The following is a 17544-nucleotide window of genomic DNA, read 5'->3' as shown; positions in this document are numbered from 1 at the left end:
TAAACACTACAATGAAAAAAAATATACTATCAATAGCACTTTTAATATTTAGCTGCGTAGTACTAAGTGCTCAGCAAAAAGAAACAAAACCAAATGTAATTTTAATAACCTTAGATGGCTTACGCTGGCAAGAATTATTTGGAGGAGCAGATTCTTTATTAATCTCAAATAAAAAATACACTAAAAACATTACTCATTTAAAAGATAAGTTTTGGGCTAACACACCTGAAGAGCGAAGAAAAATTTTATTTCCTTTTATTTGGTCAACCATTAAAGAAAAAGGTCAGATTTATGGAAATAGAAAACATGAAAATAACGTAGATTTAACCAACAACAAATGGTTTTCTTATCCAGGTTATAATGAGATTTTAACAGGAAAGGCTGATGATGAAAGAATTGTAAGCAATAGTAAATTACCAAACCCAAATACCACTATTTTAGAAACAATAAATCAATCTGAAACTTATAAAAATAAGGTAGCAGCATTTACAAGTTGGGATGTTTTTCCTTATATCATAAATGAAAAAAGAAGCGGTGTACCTGTAAATGCGGGGTTTGACATTGCTAATGAAGAAGAATTAACCATTTATGAGGCGTATTTAAACAAACTTCAAACAGTAACTCCTAGTCCTTGGGGCTCAGTTCGTTTAGATGTATTTACACATCATTATGCTTTAGAATATATGAAAAAGAACCATCCAAAATTTATGTATATTTCTTACGGAGAAACTGATGATTTTGCACATGATGGAAATTATAGCGCTTATTTACAATCTGCGAATACAACAGATGGTTTTATAAAAGAACTATGGGAGTTTACGCAGCAAGATAATTTTTACAAAAACAATACAACCTTTATTATAACTACAGATCATGGAAGAGGAACAAACCCAATTGACACTTGGAGAAGCCATGGCAAAGATATAGAGGGGGCAGATGAAGTTTGGTTGATAGCTTTTGGAAACAAAATTAAAAGTACAGGTGAACAAACCTATAAAAATCAACTTTATAGCAATCAAATTGCCAGAACCATTGCAGAAATTTTAGGAGTTGAAATTACCGATAAAACGATTGGGAACAAACTAGAGTTTATAACGTACTAAAGTTATTTTAATAAAAAAGAGAGAGCTATTCTAGCTCTCTTTTTTATTTAGTACAAACTGGTAAAATTTCACCTTTTACCAAACAATATTTAATTACTAATTCTGAAGATAGTGTTTTTGAATAATCAAGTTCATTTACCTTAAAACCAACTTTTCTCAATCGTTCAAAATAATCTTTGCCATATACACGAACATGGTCGTATTGTCCAAAATGTTTTTTCCGATCTTCTTTTGACGTAATTGAAAAATCTTCATATGTTTTTTCTAAATTTAAATCTTGAGGTATTTGAAAAATCCCCATTCCTTTTGGCTTTAAAACACGATATAATTCGCTCATTGCTTTTTTATCATCTTCAATATGTTCTAACACATGATTGCAAAAAACAATGTCAAAAGAATTGTCTTCAAAAGGCAAATTGCAAATGTCAGCTTTTACATCAGCTAAAGGTGAAAATAAATCTGCTGTGATATAATCTAAGTTTGATTGCTCTTTAAAACGTTTTAAAAAACATTGTTCAGGAGCTATATGTAATACCTTTTTTGATGCAGTAAAAAAATCAGTTTCATTTTTTAAATACAACCAAAGTAATCTATGTCGTTCTAGAGATAATGTACTAGGAGATAAAGCATTTTTCCGTTGTTTTTCATAGCCATAAGGCAAAAATCTTCTAAACCTTTTACCATCAATAGGATCTGTATAAGTAGCTCCTTTTAAATAACACGAAAGTATTGGACGTACCCAATAACTTGCTTTTAGTAATAATGGTCTAGGTATGGTATTTAGTATAAGTTTAAAAAGTTTCATTAAAAATTTTGTCTAAACTCATCTTCCTCATTGCTTTCAATGCCTAATGCTTCGTATATGTATTTGAAAGTTGATAAAAGTTCCGGTTTTCCATTTACAATGGCTACATCATGTTCAAAATGCGCACTTGGTTTACCATCTTTAGTTAAAATAGTCCAACCATCATTTAATTGATTTATATGTTGTGTTCCAAGATTCACCATAGGTTCAATGGCAACTACCATCCCTTCTACAAATTTCTTACCTCTACCTCTTCTTCCATAATTTGGCATTTCAGGATCTTCATGCATATCTCTTCCCAAGCCATGACCTACTAATTCTCTTACAACTCCATATCCATGATTTTCACAGTAATTTTGAATTGCAAACCCTACATCACCAATTCTATTTCCTACTTTAAATTCTCTAATTCCCACATACAAACTCTCTTTGGTTACTTGTAATAATTGTTTTACGTCTTCAGCAACTTCTCCTACTTGAAATGTATAGGCATGGTCTCCATAAAAACCATTTTTTAACGCACCACAATCTATTGAAATAATATCGCCTTCTTCTAAAGGTTTGTCGTTGGGTATTCCATGTACTACTTGCGCATTTGGACTCATACAAAGTGTATTTGGAAAATCGTACAAGCCTAAAAATCCTGGTTTTGCACCATGGTCTCTAATAAATTCTTCTGCTAATTTATCTAAATATAATGTGGTTACTCCTGGCTTAACTTCTTTAGCTAAAATACCCAATGTTTTAGAAACTATTAAAGCGCTCTCTCGCATTAATTCAATTTCTTCACGAGTTTTAATTTTTATCATGTAACTGTAAAATTAGAGTTGCAAAGGTACTTTTAAAAAAAAGAATTTCAAAGCTATGATTTTAATATTGACTTTATACAAAAAAGCAGTTAAAAGTGTGACATTTGACAGCTTTTAAACTTAAAAACCTATTTAAATTTGTGAAAAGAAAAATTTAATAATTAGTTATGTATAAAGCAGTAACTGCCGAAGAGGCCGTAAAAGTTATAAAATCTAATGATAGAGTATATATACAAGCAGCAGCAGCAGCTCCTCAAGTTTTAATTAATGCGATGTCTGCAAGACATGAAGAATTGAAAGGCGTAGAAGTTTGCCATTTACACATTGAAGGTGATGCTCCTTATGCAGATCCAAAATATAAAGACAGTTTTCATGTAAACTCTCTTTTTATAGGTAAAAATGTACGTCATACTTTAAAAGCTGGTAATGGCTCATACACTCCTGTTTTTTTAAGTGAAGTCCCTAACTTATTTAGACGAAATGTTTTGCCTGTTGATGTTGCTTTAATTCAAGTTTCAACTCCTGATAAACACGGATATTGCTCTTTAGGAGTATCTGTTGAAGCTATATTAGCCGTTATTGAAAACGCCAAGCACGTAATTGCTCAAATAAATGATAAAATGCCAAGAGTTCATGGTGAAGGGTTAATTCATATTTCTGAATTAGATACTTTTGTTGAAGAAAGTGAACCCATACACGAATTTCCTACCACCGAACCTACTGAAGTAGAAAGCAAAATTGGTGATAATATTGCTGAACTAATTGAAGATAGAAGTACTTTACAAATGGGAATAGGTTCTATTCCTAATGCCGTTTTATCTCGTTTAGGAAATCATAAAGATTTAGGATTGCACACTGAAATGTTTTCAGATGGAGTTATTGACCTTATTTTAAAAGATGTAATTAATGGTAATTACAAAGGTGTAAATGCTGGTAGAGCACTTACAACATTTTTAGGAGGTTCTAAACGTTTATATGACTATGTTGATGACAATCCATTTATTGAAATGCGATCTTGCGATTATACAAATAACGTCTCTATTATTAGACAAAATCCTAGAATGGTTGCTATCAACTCAGCTATTCAAGTAGATTTGTCTGGTCAAGTTTGTGCAGATTCTATTGGAACTAGAATGTATTCAGGAGTAGGTGGACAAATGGATTTTATAAGAGGAGCTTCTTTAAGTGATGGTGGAAAAGCAATCATTGCATTACCTTCAGTAACTAATAAAGGAATTAGTAGAATTGTACCTTTTTTAAATAAAGGTGCTGGAGTAGTTACTACAAGAGCCCATGTACAATATATTGTAACTGAATATGGCGTTGCTGATTTATATGGAAAAACTATTCAACAACGTGTTGCTGCCTTGACCAAAATTGCACATCCAGATCATAGAGAAGCTATAGAGAGAGAATATTTTGAAGCAACAAGTTAATAGTTGATTAACATCCCTTTTAAGAAATATTCTTAAATTAACTTGTTAAAAAAAGCAGAGTAATATACTCTGCTTTTTTTGTATATTTTTTTGTTTGTTAGAAATCAAAATACCAATTAAATACATCGGTTTTTAAACCAACAGTTATCCACGTAGAATTTGAAGTGTCAAAAGCATTTGTTGGAGCATTTGGATTGAAATCTCTAAATGTAAAACCTCCAAATATTTTTAAATTAGTTGCTGGATTTACCAAATATCCTAATTGAAAATCAGCGATAAAAATATTTGCTTTATTTCCTTGTCCTATATGATTTCCATATTCTGAAGCTCTATCATCATTATCTCTATAAATGTTTCCTCCGTAGCTAAAAGTATCTGTACTGTTTTTATAATCAAATCCTTTTTTACCAAAGAGTACTTTAGCATTGGCAAACCATCTATTTTTTGAATAGCGAGCAATTCCAATTGTTTCATTAAAATTAGAACCCCATAAATGAGCTAAAGGTTGATTATTATGTCCAAAGTTATAATTTAATTCATCGTGAGAGTATGTGTATGGCCTCACTGAATTATATTCGGCTTGTAAATATAAATTGTCAACACCAAATGCATTGTAATACTTTGCGCCAATTTGAATACCATTTTTATTCCCCCACCAATCATCATTGCTGGTCATTTCAGAAACTCGAAACTCATCAATTAATACTTGTGAATATAAAGAAATATCCTTCATTTTATATTTTAAACTAAATCCTAATAACGAATTTCCAGCTCTTGAACCCGAAGAAAACTCAATGGCTGTATAAAAAATAAGCGGATTTAGGTAATTTACATCAAAGCCCCTATCATTTACGTTATCCCAAATAACAGCTTCAAATAAACCTAAATTTAACTTTTTTGATACATTCCAGCTTAAATAATGTATGGCCATAAACTTTCGTTTATAAGCCCCATCAACCGTTAATTCTGGTCTTACATCTTGCATCCACATCCACATATTAGTGTACTTAATTTTCCAAAAATTAGTATTAATTTTAAACGAGGTAAATGGAGAAGCTACATCAGATAAGAACATAGATCGATATCCATCTCCAATGAAATTTTTGCCATGACCAAATTGAAAGTTAAAAAAGTTGTTTGGAGTGTATGAAATGTATGCTTCTGAAACTGGATAGTCATACGCATCAGATTTAAACTCCTTGGCTATTCCTCTTCCTGGAATTATTGCTGGATTTCCTCCATCTGGTTTTATAGACTCCGCATACTTATTCACATATTCGGCAAAACGTCCTTGACTTTCATAAAAGCTTGCTGAAAAATTGAATTTTTTGCCCAACCCACCATTCACTTGAATTGCTCTAGTATTGTTAAAGGTACTTATTCCTTCGCTATCTTTTCCAACCTGTAAATCAACTATGGGGTCAATTGTAAACCAATAATCTTTTCCCTTAACAAAAGCCATATGTTCATTTAAAAGTTTTTTACTAAACCACGTATTTTTGGGTTTCATTAATTTATTTTTTTGAGCATCTAAATCAATATATTGTTTTACTTCAGAAAATAAATAAGGTTTCACTGCAGTATGGGAATTTGAAGCTTGATCTAAATAAGAATCAAACGTAGTATATTCTGCATGAGTAAAAGGAATGTTTAGCTCACTTTGATGCTCTGGAAACAGTGTGTTTTTTTGAGTTTCTTTTAAAGTTTCAATATTAGAAATTAATTTTTCTCTTTTTATTTCAGCCTTTTCTTCAACAATTATTTGATTTTCGTTGTTATTAAATGGAATACTAAGTGGTAAAACAAATCTCATCTCAACAGGATGGTTGTTATATTTTGCAGGTGTGATAATTGGAAGGGTTGAAAAAACACGCTGCACTTCTTCCTTAAGTTCTTTATAGGGAGAGTTTACATAAATTACTTTTAATTCTCCTTCAGCGGTTACTAAAAAAACGATATTTACCGTTTCTTGAAAATTTTCTTTTTGTAAATTTTCAGGTATTCTAAAGGCATCAATAACTTTATTTTTAACGTTCACTTTAAAACATTTCTCAATTTTAGAAATTTCTAAAGAATCACAATCTTGAAAAACAGGGTATTTTTCTATTTGGGCTGTTACACTAACTGATAACAATAGGAAAAGTAAACTAATAGTAGCTTTATTCATTATCATTTATTTCGAAACTTTTTGAACTTGATTATTTTTTAGTTGATATTTTTCACCACTTTCAGGGCATATTGCAACACCTTCTTTATTAAAATTTAATCGATGTCCATATTCACTTATCCAACCTATTTGTTTTGAAGGATTTCCAACTACCAACGCATAAGGTAAAACTTTTTTGGTTACCACTGCCCCAGCACCAATAAAGGCGTATTCACCTATTTCATTTCCACAAACAATTGTAGCATTTGCACCAATACTTGCTCCCTTTTTAACAATGGTTTTTTGATACTTACCTCTTCTAACAATAGCACTTCTTGGGTTAATTATATTGGTAAATACCATTGAAGGGCCTAAAAAAACATCATCTTCACAAATAACACCTGAATATATGGAAACATTGTTTTGAACTTTCACATTTTTACCTAAAATGACTTCAGGGGAAATGACTACATTTTGACCAATATTACAGTTTTCACCAATTTTTGAATGAGGCATGATATGACTAAAATGCCATATTTTAGTACCAGCTGCAATTTCACAACCCTCATCAATTACAGCAGTTTCATGTGCAAAATAGTTGCTCATTTTTAATACCCTTCTTTACTTGTTCCTCCATCTGCTATTATTTTAGCTGATGATGTTCCAATACGTGTTACACCTAAATTAACCATTTTTACGGCATCATCGTAATTTCTAACCCCTCCAGCTGCTTTTGCTGGTAGTGGTTTTGCATTTTCAACAATTAATTCCATAGCCTCAAATGTTGCTCCGTTAGGTTTACCTCCTTCTGTTTTAAAAAATCCTGTGGAAGATTTTACAAATACTTTAGTTGCATTTTCCTCTCCAAAATTATCTAGAACTACATCTCTTATCAATTGTGTAAGCATCACAATTTCTTTAGTTGTTAAGGCAGCAATTTCTATAATCCATTTTACAACTTTATTATTCTCCAAAGCTAATTTTGTACCTTGAAAAATTTCAGCTTTGACTAAATTAATTTTTTCTTTCTTAAAAGCTTCATAATTTACTACATAATCTAACTCATCAACCTTATTATTTATTGCTTGTTGTGCTTCTTCTAATTTTTGAGAAGTTGTATAGGTTCCTTCGTGAAAACCAATAACTGTACCCACTAAGGTTGTAGAATTAGCTTCTTTTATCATATTATGAGCTAATGCAACAAACTTAGGCCTAATCATTACTAGTTTGAAATTATTTTCAATAGCTTCATTAACTAGCTCTTTAACTCTATTTTCGGTTTCTTCTTCAGAAATTCCAGCTTGGATTGCTGTTTTTAAATATGTTGAATCTAAATATTGGTTAATATTCATCCTATTTTTTTTACTAAAGTAATTAATTATGATACAAATATACTTTAATAATTAGCTTTTGTTTATAAAAAAATCCCGTTAAAACGGGATCTTTTTACTCAACTCTAAAAACAATCGGTAAACCATACCTAACACCTACTGCTCTACCTCGTTGTTTTCCTGGAGTCATTTGAGGCAATAAATTTATTACTCTTATGGCTTCCTCTTGTAATTTTTTATGTGGCGCTCTTGCATGAATATCAGTAATATTTCCTTCTTTATCAATTTTAAACATTACAAATATTTTTTGTATACTGCCTGATGTTAAACCTAAATCTGAAGCCAGTTCTGAATTGAATCTTTTAGCAACAAATTTTGATATTTGATTTGAAAAACATTCTCTTAATTCTGCATTATTGCCCTTACATCCTGGAAAAATTGGCACATTTTCTATAACCACAAAAGCAACATCCTCTACAATATCCTCATCTTCTTCAACTGCTACAATATCTTTATTAATATCCATATTAATTGCTTCCATTTCGTCGGTTTCTGTTGACTCAATAATTGTTTCCTGAATTTCAACCTCATCTTCTACTTTTACTATTTTTTCAGGAATAACAGCTTTTGCTGCTTGAGGTTCTAATACTTCAATTGGTTTAATTTCAATAACTTCTTCAGTATCATCTTCAACCGACATGGTGCCTACTAACTCTTTAACAGGAGTAGGATACGTTTTCATATTGATAAATTCATATACAATAAACAAAGCCAATACAAGACCTAATTGCATTAAAATTTTACTGTAATTTTCTAAAATTGCACTGGGATATTTTTTTACTTCCATGAGATTCTTTATTTAAGATTACACACGAAAAACTAAATATAACTGCTAAAGGCAGGATAGTTTATAATGCAAGAAATTACGGTAGGTTAAGTAGTATTGATAACGTAATATCTAGCAAGATAGATTTCATATTAAATTTACGTTTTTTAAACTTGAAAAACAATGTTTTAAGATAAAATCATTTATATACTTAAAAAGTATCTAAATTTTTATAAATATTTAACCTTAAGATAGTTAAATAATGTTTTTATCAAAAAAAATTTATTACTCAATTTTAAATAGTATAGGTAATGCATATTTAACAACTACTGGTCTACCTTGTTGTTTACCAGGTTCCATTTTAGGCAATAAATTAATAACTCTAACAGCTTCTATTTGTAGTTTTTTATGAGGAGCTCTGGCTTGAATATCAACTACATTGCCATTTTGGTCTATTTTAAATAGTGTGTGTATTTTTTGAATTCCTGGGGATAAACCTAGTTCAGATGCAATATCCGTATTAAATTTACTATTGATATATTTGCGTATTTTATTAGCAAAACAAGCTTTTTTCTCTTCATTAGTTCCTTTGCAACCTGGATATAAAGGGACTTCTTCTAAAAATACAAAATCGACCTCATCATTAGGATCAAATTCTTCAGCTTCTTTTACATCTTCTAAGTTGGTAATATCTACGGGAGCTTCCGGATCAATATTTTCAAAAAAGAATTCATCAATTTCTGCATCATTGTCTTCTTTTTTAATAATTTCTGGAATTATTTTTTTAACAATCTTTACTTCAGGTTTGGGTTGTTCTCTATTTATATCTACTATTTGTTCTTGCTCGTCAATAAAGTTTCTTTCAATACCTGAAATGTCTTCAAAATCTTTAGCATACGATTTATTTTGAATTAAAACATAAACCACAAATAATGATAAAACTAATCCTAATTGAGTAAATAATCTGCTGTAATTTTCTAAATTTGCTTTTGAGTGTTTTTTGGTATTCATAATGTATAAGGTTTATTTTATCCTTTTGTTATGAACTGCTACTAATTAATTGTTTTTAAGTGGAATTGAGAAAATTAATTATAAAGCAATTGATAATTTTGGATAACTGTTAAAATTATGTTAACATCAAGAAACATACCAAAAAAGAAGCTGTCCAATTGGACAGCTTCTTTAAAGCAATTAACCTATTTCTAACTAATCTATAATTGCAATATTTTTATGGTAATCCGTTAATTAAAGCTTCTAAAGCTGGTTGACTTATTGGACTTAAACTTGTTATTACCTCTATATGATCTTCAACAATTGTAGTTCCTTGGATAGCATAATGCAACTGGCCATCAATTTCAGCTACCATAATGATATGAACTTCCATTCCAACAGGGATTAACCCATAATGCTCGGTAAACATCTCCAATTCGGTATTATACACATCCATTCTAGCTAAAGCTGTTGGTTCTCCATCATAAGATAAATACACGGCACAGTTATCTTGATTAAACTCATTAGGAACATCGATAAAAAGTTCTGTTTTAGCTCCAGCATAGTTGTACCATCTGTCAAGGTTAGTCCATCCAAAATCTCCAATATCATAATTATAAGTTGCAAATTCTCCGTCAGCACCTTGTCCGTCTCTTATTTTTGCATCATCAGTTTGACCATCACCATCTTCATCAGCTTCAACCCAATCACAGGTTGCATCAATTCCATCACAATCATTATCTAATCCACCAGCTCTAAATATTTTCATACCTCCATCTAAATCTGCAAAATCTACAGGTTTACTTGTTACTTCAGCCATTACTAATAGTTCTAAATCATTGTTAGCTTGTTGCGCATTTATAAAAAACTGTCCTGCAGATTTTAACGCTTCTTTGTCTCCATTTGCTTTTTCACCCAAAGTTGATCTGTTTTTAAGTACCATAGAGGCTTTATCATAAATTTCTATTAATTGAACTTTCACATTTCCTGTAACCGGAGTTCCGTTAATTCCAAAAGAGTTTGGTGCAAAAGTTACTTGTGTTCCTTGACTTCCTGTAATAACTCCTCCTGTAGAAGCATCTAAAGTAAATTCTTGCAGAACATCAACCCTATTATTATAAAATCTTTCTGCTAATGCGTCTCCATCAGGTTGAGGTTGGTAAGGTGCATCACCATTATCGGTCACACAACTTGTAAAAAAAGTTAATACTGATACAACTACTATGTTTTTAAAAAATTGGCTCACTCCTTTACTATTATTTAAGTTTGTGATGTTTTCTTTTTGTGTTTTCATAATTATTCGTTTTTAATTGTTTTTAAATTTGTTTTACACTTACATATCAACTCAATTATTTTTTTGTTACCCTTGTTTCTGAAAAAAAAATTAAATTAGCTCTCTATAACTTTAATAAATGAACCAAAAACCACACGAAGACCATATATATATTGAAGCGTTGCTGAAAAATGATAGTAGAATACTTTCTAAAATTTATGAGAAGTATTCTTATAAAATTGTGGCTATGGTTAAAAAAAATAACGGAAATGCAGACGATGCTCAAGACATTATTCAGGAAACTTTAGTAACTATCTACCATCAAGCAATTGAAAAAGGATTTATACTTACTTGCCCTTTTGATGCTTACTTTTACTTATTGTGTAAACGAAAATGGCTAAACGAACTTAAAAAAAGAGGAAATAAGAAGGTAACAATTTTAGAAGATATTACATCTATTAGTGAAGAACAAAAACAACAAGTTGAAGAAACCGAATTGTTTGAACAACAACATCAACTTTTTGAGTCAAAGTTTAAAGAATTAGGCATAAAGTGTCAAGAATTATTAAAAGCATCATTTAAAATAAAGTCGATGGAAAAAGTTGCTGAATTTTTAGGAGTTTCTTATGGATATGCCCGTAAGAAAAAATCGCAATGTATGGGACAATTAACAAAACTTGTTAAAAATTCAACTGAGTTTCAACAACTAAAAGAGTATTAAAATGGAAGATGAAAGATATATAACATTTGAAAATTATTTAACTAATAAACTCTCTAACGAAGAACTTAAATTATTTGAAGAAAAAATTCAGTCAGATGTTGATTTTAAATATGAATTTGAAATTTATAAAGCCTTAAACTCATCTTTAGCCTCAAAGTTTAGCAATGAAGAAAAAGAACAAGAACTTAAAAAAACATTAACTAGTTTAGGAAATAAACACCTTAAAAAAGAAACCAAAGTAATCTCATTATTCAATTATAAAAAATTAATGGTAGCGGCAAGTATTGCATTACTAATTGGATTCTTTTTATTTAAAAATGGAGACCCTGTTTATAGTGATTTTTCTAACCATCATAAATTAGAGCTAGTTGTTAGAAGTGAAAACAACCAAGCAATTTCTAAGGCTGAAGCAGCTTTCAATTCTAAAAATTATAATGAAGCTCTAGAACATCTAAACACCTTATCTCAAATATATTTAAATGATACTGAAATTTTATTATACAAAGGAATTTGCTTATTAGAACTCAATAATTTTTTTGAAGCCGAAGCTATTTTCGATAAAATAAGTACTGGAAATTCAGCATTAGTTAACCAAGCAATTTGGTATAAAGCGCTTAGTTTATTAAAACAAAAAAAGTATTTGGAATGTAAAAAAGTATTAGAAACAATTCCTAAAAGTGCCGAAGAGTTTAAACAAGCTAAAAAATTATTAAGGAAATTGTAACAACTACTTTTTACTTTTAAGCTTTATCTTACTTTTGTATCATGATAATTACCGATACACATACACACTTATATAGTGAACAATTTGATGAAGACAGAAATGAAATGATACAACGAGCTATAGATGCTGGTGTATCTCGTTTATTTATTCCTGCCATAGACTCCACCTATTTTAACGCAATGTTAACTCTAGAAAAACAGTATCCAAAAAATACTTTTTTAATGATGGGACTACACCCTACACATGTAAAAGATAACGTAGAAGAAGAATTGGCTTTTGTAAAAAAGCAATTAAATAAAAGAAATTTTTACGCAGTAGGTGAAATAGGCATCGATTTGTATTGGGATAAAACATTTTTAAAACAGCAACAACACGCTTTTAAAACACAAATAAACTGGGCAAAAGAAAAAAACCTTCCAATAGTTATTCATTGTAGAGATGCTTTTGATGAAATTTTTGAAGTTTTAGAAGAAGTTAAAGATGAAAGATTAATTGGAATATTTCATTGTTTTACTGGAACATTAGAACAAGCAAAAAAAGCAATTTCGTTCAACATGAAATTAGGAATTGGTGGAGTTGTAACTTTTAAAAATGGTAAAATAGACCAATTTTTAAACCAAATTCCTTTAAATCACATTGTATTGGAAACAGACGCTCCTTATTTAGCACCCTCTCCTTTTAGAGGTAAAAGAAATGAAAGCAGTTATATTATCAATGTTTTAAATAAATTAGCAGATATTTATAACTCAACTGCTGAAGAAGTTGCTGAAATAACCACACAAAATTCAAAAAAGATATTTGGAATCTAAACCAACTGCATATTATAAAACACCTATTGGAACAGCCAAAATTATTGGAGATGAAGACGGAATTATAGCTGTTACAGTTTTAGATAATGAAATTGAAACCTCTAAAAATGTTCCTAACTGTTTAAAAGAATGTATTCAGCAATTAGATGAATACTTTAAAGGAACTAGAACTACTTTTAATCTAAAATTAAATCCGCAAGGAACCAGTTTTCAAAAAAAAGTTTGGAAAGAGTTATTGAATGTCCCATTTGGAAAAACACGAACTTATTTGGAACAAACCAAAAAAATAGGAGATCCAAAAGCTATTAGAGCTGTTGCTTCTGCTAACGGAAAAAATCCAATTTGGATTGTAATACCTTGCCATAGAATAATTGGAACTAACGGATCATTAACTGGGTATGCTGGTGGATTATGGAGAAAAAAATGGTTGTTAGAACACGAAAATGGAAGCAAACAACAATCTTTATTTTAACCACCAAAAATTTTAAATATTTTTATTTTGGTTTAATTATTGATAGTACATTTGCTTTACAATTAAAAATTATCGTATGAAAAAAATACTACTTCTTCCTTGTTTATTTTTAACCCTTACAGTTTTTGCACAAAACAATTCAAATTCAACTCCAAAAAAACACGAACTTAAATTAAATGTAGGTTATACCTTAGCAGAATTACCTGAAATTACTTACGAATATATATTAAGTGATGAGTCTGCTATTGGAACAAGTGTAACTTTTGGTTTTAATGAAGATGATTTAAAATTTGCGTTAACACCTTATTATAGATTTTACTTTGGACAAAAAAAAGCCGCGGGTTTTTTTGCAGAAGCTTTTAGCATGTTAAATGTAGTGGAAGACGAAATTTATTATTTAGGAGCTTCTAAAGTTACAAATACTGAAACTGGGCTTGCCCTAGGTATTGCCATTGGCGGAAAATGGATAACCAACAATAATTGGCTTTTTGAGCTCTATTTTGGAGTTGGTAGAAATATTATAAATAATGAAAGTATTGACGGAGTTCCAAGAGCTGGTTTAACACTTGGAAAAAGATTTTAACCAAAAAAAGCCTTGCATTAGCAAGGCTTTTTTTGGTTTGAGTTAAAACTGATTACATTTTCATCAACCAATTTTTTACATCTACTTCTTTTTTAATTATTTCTTTAAGTTCAGAAATTTTTACTCGTTGTTGTTCCATTGTATCTCTATATCTAATGGTAACCGATTGGTCTTTTAATGTATCGTGATCTACTGTAATACAAAATGGTGTTCCAGCAGCATCTTGTCTTCTATAGCGTCTTCCAACAGCATCTTTCTCGTCATAATCAACATTAAAATCCCATTTTAATTCATCAACAATTTGACGTGCAATTTCTGGCAAACCATCTTTTTTTACCAATGGTAAAACAGCTGCTTTTGTAGGAGCCAATACCGCAGGTAATTTAAGCACTGTACGCGTTGTCCCATTTTCTAATGCTTCCTCTTGTAAAGAATTAGAAAAGACTGCTAAAAACATTCTGTCTAAACCTATGGAAGTTTCTACAACATAAGGTACATAACGCTCATTTATTTCAGGATCAAAATATTGTAATTTTTTTCCAGAATATTTTTCATGACTCGATAAATCAAAATCTGTACGAGAGTGTATTCCCTCCAACTCTTTAAATCCAAATGGAAATTTAAATTCTATATCAGCCGCAGCATCTGCATAATGTGCCAATTTTTCATGGTCATGAAAACGATAATTTTCAGCACCCATTCCTAAAGATAAATGCCATTTTAAACGTGTTTGTTTCCATTCCTCATACCATTCTTTTTGGGTTCCAGGGCGAACAAAAAATTGCATTTCCATTTGTTCAAACTCACGCATACGGAAAATAAACTGACGCGCAACTATTTCATTTCTAAATGCTTTTCCAGTTTGAGCTATCCCAAAAGGAATTTTCATTCTACCTGTTTTTTGAACATTTAAAAAATTAACAAAAATACCTTGAGCTGTTTCAGGACGTAAATACAAATCCATAGCAGTGTCTGCAGAGGCGCCTAATTTTGTTCCAAACATTAAATTAAACTGCTTTACATCTGTCCAATTTTTTGAACCAGACAACGGACAAACAATTTCTAATTCTTCAATTAAAGCTTTAACATCAGCTAAATCTTCATTTTCTAAAGATTGTCCCATTCGCTTTAAAATAGCTTCTCCTTTTTCTTTGTATCCTAAAACTCTTGGGTTTGTTGCTAAAAATTGTTCTTTATCAAATGCATCTCCAAATCTTTTTTGAGCTTTTGTAACTTCCTTTTCAATTTTAGCGTCAAGTTTTCCAACATAGTCTTCAATTAAAACATCTGCTCTATATCTTTTTTTAGAGTCTTTATTATCAATTAAAGGATCGTTAAAAGCATCTATATGGCCAGAAGCTTTCCATGTTGTTGGATGCATAAAAATTGCGGCATCTAACCCAACAATATTTTCGTGCATTTGCACCATTGCTTTCCACCAATAGTCTCTTATATTTTTCTTTAATTCTACACCGTTTTGCGCATAGTCATATACTGCGCTTAAACCATCATAAATTTCACTAGATTGAAATACGTATCCGTACTCTTTTGCGTGTGAAACTACTTTTTTAAATTGATCATCTTGATTTGCCATGCTGCAAAAATAGGAAAGGTTTTAGTAGAAAAAAATAAAAAAGTGGAAATAGCCAAAACTATTTCCACCCATTTAACATTAAACAATTATTAAATTGGAGTTGTCTTCTTTACTTTAACATTGCTTTTGTTGCTCCAACAAATTTATTGTCTATAAAAATATTTACTGTATAAACACCTTTTTCAATATTGTCTCTATTCACTTCTACTAAAGATATTACATCTACCGATTCGTTTAAATAGTTAATTGTGGTGTTATCACTATAAGTTATTGAAGTTCCGTCGGTTAAAATTAATTCTCCTTTGCCTGCAATAGTATTTCCTTTAGAATCTACTATTTGAACGTAAACTTGACGTTCACCTTGCTCTGAAATTTCATTTTTTCCAACCGTAAAGTTAATTCTAAAAGCATCTGTATTTCTTGATCTTGAAGTTTCAACTAATTTACCACTTGAACGTTCTCTCATGGCAATCACTTTTGATGTACTTAACTTTAATACTGAACCAATAGCAACTTTTTCTGCTAAATTTAAATTTTGCATAGATAACGTGTCATTAATTGCTATTTGATTAGATATTTTAACATTTGCACTGTCAAGATTCATTGCTAATAGTTGATTTTGTCCTTTTAAAGAATCGTTTAAATAAAATAAACGTCGGTTTGTTTCCTCTAAATTGGCAATTTGTTTTTTATAACGTCTCATTAAGCTATAATTAGTAGCTTTCATATCTTTTACAGAATCTCTTAAAGCTATAATTCTGTCACGTTCAATAGCTAATTCATTTGACATAGAAGTTTTTTGCGCAATAGCATCCTCATACTTCACTATCATACTATCTAAATTTTGCTCAATCTCTTCTTTTTCCTCTTCAATTGCATTGGTTAGTTTTGTGTACTCACTTCTATTATAAAGAGTATATGCCACTACACCTATTAACAATAAGGCTAATATTATAACTATTACCTTGTTGTTTGATTTTTTGTTTTCTTCCATTGTTTGAATATTTTAGTATTACAATTTAACGCAAAAAATGCGAATAAATTATAATAAAATTAACAAATATTTTTGAGGTAACTATTTTAATAGAGGTGCTATAAATTTACAAAAACCTGTCTAATTATCATAATCTTATTTTAAAATATTTACGCTTATATTTTTTTTAATTAAATTTAAATTCTTTATCAAAAAAGATTTGCTATGATTTTTTTAAATGAAATACTTTCTATTTTTTATCCAAAATTATGTTTGGGTTGCTACGAACCTTTAACAACTCATGAAAACTTAATTTGTATTAATTGTAGACATGAGTTGCCATTGACAAACTTTAGTTTTGAAAAAAGTAATTTAGTTGAAAAAGCATTTTATGGAAGAATTCCTATTGAAGGTGCTACTGCTTTATGTTATTTTTTAAAAAAAGGAATCATTCAACAATTAATTCACAATTTAAAATATAAAAATCAACAAGAAATTGGGAAACTCTTAGGCGACTGGCTTAGTGAAGAAATGCTACAAAGCAACAGATTTAATACTATAGATTATATAATTCCTGTTCCGCTTCATAAAAAAAAGCTTAAAAAAAGAGGTTACAATCAGGTTTCTGAATTTGGAAAAAGCCTGTCTGAAAACCTTCAAATTCCCTATTCCGAAAAAATTTTAACTAGAATTTCGTCAACTAAAACACAAACCAAAAAATTACGCTTTGAAAGGTGGAAAAATGTAAGCGAATTATTTTTTGTAGAAAATCCTGCTGTATTAAATAATAAACACATTTTATTAATTGATGATATTATTACTACCGGTGCAACGCTTGAAGCTTGTTATTTAGCCTTAAATAAAAGCAAAAACATTAAAATTAGTATTGCGTGTATGGCTTATACTAAATAAAAGAACATAATTTACAATACTCCTAATTTTAGTGCGT

At 30.0% G+C, this 17544-nt stretch carries 18 protein-coding genes; 8 read left to right on the top strand and 10 right to left on the bottom strand.

Going from position 1 to position 17544, the window contains the following annotated elements:
* Positions 1-11 precede the first annotated feature (11 nt).
* Positions 12-1103, top strand: coding sequence for a sulfatase-like hydrolase/transferase (locus Q0714_RS11995; protein ID WP_298265371.1), 1092 nt, complete (start codon positions 12-14; stop codon positions 1101-1103).
* A gap of 43 nt (positions 1104-1146) precedes the next feature.
* Here the strand turns inward: Q0714_RS11995 and Q0714_RS11990 are convergent, their stop codons facing one another.
* Both Q0714_RS11990 and map read right to left on the bottom strand, forming a co-directional pair.
* Positions 1147-1908, bottom strand: coding sequence for a class I SAM-dependent methyltransferase (locus Q0714_RS11990; RefSeq protein WP_298265369.1), 762 nt, complete (start codon positions 1906-1908; stop codon positions 1147-1149).
* Positions 1908-2717 (bottom strand): type I methionyl aminopeptidase, encoded by an 810-nt coding sequence (map, locus tag Q0714_RS11985; RefSeq protein WP_298265367.1) that lies wholly within the window; start codon positions 2715-2717, stop codon positions 1908-1910. The genes Q0714_RS11990 and map overlap by 1 nt, the downstream gene beginning before the upstream one ends.
* Before the next feature lie 167 nt (positions 2718-2884).
* Between map and Q0714_RS11980 the strand changes: the two genes are divergently transcribed.
* Positions 2885-4153, top strand: coding sequence for an acetyl-CoA hydrolase/transferase C-terminal domain-containing protein (locus Q0714_RS11980; protein ID WP_298265366.1), 1269 nt, complete (start codon positions 2885-2887; stop codon positions 4151-4153).
* Between the two features lie 97 nt (positions 4154-4250).
* Here the strand turns inward: Q0714_RS11980 and Q0714_RS11975 are convergent, their stop codons facing one another.
* From Q0714_RS11975 to Q0714_RS11950, 6 genes are all read right to left on the bottom strand, one after another.
* Positions 4251-6320, bottom strand: a complete 2070-nt coding sequence (locus Q0714_RS11975; RefSeq protein ID WP_298265364.1) for a gliding motility protein RemB — start codon at positions 6318-6320, stop codon at positions 4251-4253.
* 6 nt (positions 6321-6326) lie between these two features.
* Positions 6327-6905 (bottom strand): DapH/DapD/GlmU-related protein, encoded by a 579-nt coding sequence (locus Q0714_RS11970; RefSeq protein WP_298265362.1) that lies wholly within the window; start codon positions 6903-6905, stop codon positions 6327-6329.
* A 2-nt stretch (positions 6906-6907) separates the two neighbouring features.
* Entirely contained in the window at positions 6908-7651 is a 744-nt protein-coding gene (deoC, locus tag Q0714_RS11965; protein ID WP_298265360.1) for a deoxyribose-phosphate aldolase, read from the bottom strand.
* A 94-nt stretch (positions 7652-7745) separates the two neighbouring features.
* Positions 7746-8477, bottom strand: coding sequence for an energy transducer TonB (locus tag Q0714_RS11960; RefSeq protein ID WP_298265358.1), 732 nt, complete (start codon positions 8475-8477; stop codon positions 7746-7748).
* 264 nt (positions 8478-8741) lie between these two features.
* Positions 8742-9467, bottom strand: a complete 726-nt coding sequence (locus tag Q0714_RS11955; protein WP_298265356.1) for an energy transducer TonB — start codon at positions 9465-9467, stop codon at positions 8742-8744.
* 217 nt (positions 9468-9684) lie between these two features.
* Positions 9685-10740, bottom strand: a complete 1056-nt coding sequence (locus Q0714_RS11950; protein WP_298265354.1) for a hypothetical protein — start codon at positions 10738-10740, stop codon at positions 9685-9687.
* A 118-nt stretch (positions 10741-10858) separates the two neighbouring features.
* On the opposite strand from Q0714_RS11950, the gene Q0714_RS11945 reads away from it, so the two are divergent.
* From Q0714_RS11945 to Q0714_RS11925, 5 genes are all read left to right on the top strand, one after another.
* The gene (locus Q0714_RS11945; protein ID WP_298265352.1) at positions 10859-11440 is read left to right on the top strand and encodes a sigma-70 family RNA polymerase sigma factor; all 582 of its coding nucleotides are present in this window, start codon (positions 10859-10861) and stop codon (positions 11438-11440) included.
* Between the two features lies 1 nt (position 11441).
* Positions 11442-12164 (top strand): hypothetical protein, encoded by a 723-nt coding sequence (locus Q0714_RS11940; RefSeq protein WP_298265350.1) that lies wholly within the window; start codon positions 11442-11444, stop codon positions 12162-12164.
* 41 nt (positions 12165-12205) lie between these two features.
* Positions 12206-12973 carry a TatD family hydrolase gene (locus tag Q0714_RS11935; RefSeq protein WP_298265348.1) on the top strand — a complete coding sequence of 256 codons (768 nt, stop codon included), beginning with the start codon at positions 12206-12208 and terminating at the stop codon, positions 12971-12973.
* Positions 12963-13445, top strand: a complete 483-nt coding sequence (locus Q0714_RS11930) for a methylated-DNA--[protein]-cysteine S-methyltransferase (RefSeq protein ID WP_298265346.1) — start codon at positions 12963-12965, stop codon at positions 13443-13445. Before Q0714_RS11935 ends, Q0714_RS11930 begins: the two co-directional genes overlap by 11 nt.
* A gap of 76 nt (positions 13446-13521) precedes the next feature.
* Entirely contained in the window at positions 13522-14028 is a 507-nt protein-coding gene (locus tag Q0714_RS11925) for a DUF3575 domain-containing protein (protein WP_298265344.1), read from the top strand.
* A gap of 52 nt (positions 14029-14080) precedes the next feature.
* On the opposite strand, the gene Q0714_RS11920 is transcribed toward Q0714_RS11925, so the two are convergent.
* Complete coding sequence (locus Q0714_RS11920; RefSeq protein WP_298265342.1) at positions 14081-15622, bottom strand: glycine--tRNA ligase; 1542 nt, start codon at positions 15620-15622, stop codon at positions 14081-14083.
* A gap of 109 nt (positions 15623-15731) precedes the next feature.
* On the bottom strand, positions 15732-16616 hold the full coding sequence (locus tag Q0714_RS11915) for a hypothetical protein (protein WP_298265340.1): 885 nt from the start codon (positions 16614-16616) through the stop codon (positions 15732-15734).
* Positions 16617-16820: 204 nt separating this feature from the next.
* Between Q0714_RS11915 and Q0714_RS11910 the strand changes: the two genes are divergently transcribed.
* Complete coding sequence (locus tag Q0714_RS11910; RefSeq protein WP_298265339.1) at positions 16821-17507, top strand: ComF family protein; 687 nt, start codon at positions 16821-16823, stop codon at positions 17505-17507.
* Positions 17508-17544: the final 37 nt, after the last annotated feature.

This window comes from uncultured Lutibacter sp., assembly GCF_947493565.1.
GTDB classification, from domain to species: Bacteria; Bacteroidota; Bacteroidia; order Flavobacteriales; family Flavobacteriaceae; genus Lutibacter; species Lutibacter aestuarii.
Note: the sequence above shows the minus strand (reverse complement) of the source record. Positions and strands in the feature narration are given on the sequence as shown.

Coding starts and splice junctions, on each gene's coding strand:
- Q0714_RS11975 (WP_298265364.1), bottom strand. CDS start 6,320: ATGAATAAAGCTACTATTAGTTTACTTTTCCTATTGTTATCAGTTAGT.
- deoC (WP_298265360.1), bottom strand. CDS start 7,651: ATGAATATTAACCAATATTTAGATTCAACATATTTAAAAACAGCAATC.
- Q0714_RS11920 (WP_298265342.1), bottom strand. CDS start 15,622: ATGGCAAATCAAGATGATCAATTTAAAAAAGTAGTTTCACACGCAAAA.
- Q0714_RS11925 (WP_298265344.1), top strand. CDS start 13,522: ATGAAAAAAATACTACTTCTTCCTTGTTTATTTTTAACCCTTACAGTT.
- Q0714_RS11980 (WP_298265366.1), top strand. CDS start 2,885: ATGTATAAAGCAGTAACTGCCGAAGAGGCCGTAAAAGTTATAAAATCT.
- map (WP_298265367.1), bottom strand. CDS start 2,717: ATGATAAAAATTAAAACTCGTGAAGAAATTGAATTAATGCGAGAGAGC.
- Q0714_RS11990 (WP_298265369.1), bottom strand. CDS start 1,908: ATGAAACTTTTTAAACTTATACTAAATACCATACCTAGACCATTATTA.
- Q0714_RS11955 (WP_298265356.1), bottom strand. CDS start 9,467: ATGAATACCAAAAAACACTCAAAAGCAAATTTAGAAAATTACAGCAGA.
- Q0714_RS11915 (WP_298265340.1), bottom strand. CDS start 16,616: ATGGAAGAAAACAAAAAATCAAACAACAAGGTAATAGTTATAATATTA.
- Q0714_RS11940 (WP_298265350.1), top strand. CDS start 11,442: ATGGAAGATGAAAGATATATAACATTTGAAAATTATTTAACTAATAAA.
- Q0714_RS11960 (WP_298265358.1), bottom strand. CDS start 8,477: ATGGAAGTAAAAAAATATCCCAGTGCAATTTTAGAAAATTACAGTAAA.
- Q0714_RS11995 (WP_298265371.1), top strand. CDS start 12: ATGAAAAAAAATATACTATCAATAGCACTTTTAATATTTAGCTGCGTA.
- Q0714_RS11910 (WP_298265339.1), top strand. CDS start 16,821: ATGATTTTTTTAAATGAAATACTTTCTATTTTTTATCCAAAATTATGT.
- Q0714_RS11950 (WP_298265354.1), bottom strand. CDS start 10,740: ATGAAAACACAAAAAGAAAACATCACAAACTTAAATAATAGTAAAGGA.
- Q0714_RS11945 (WP_298265352.1), top strand. CDS start 10,859: ATGAACCAAAAACCACACGAAGACCATATATATATTGAAGCGTTGCTG.
- Q0714_RS11935 (WP_298265348.1), top strand. CDS start 12,206: ATGATAATTACCGATACACATACACACTTATATAGTGAACAATTTGAT.
- Q0714_RS11970 (WP_298265362.1), bottom strand. CDS start 6,905: ATGAGCAACTATTTTGCACATGAAACTGCTGTAATTGATGAGGGTTGT.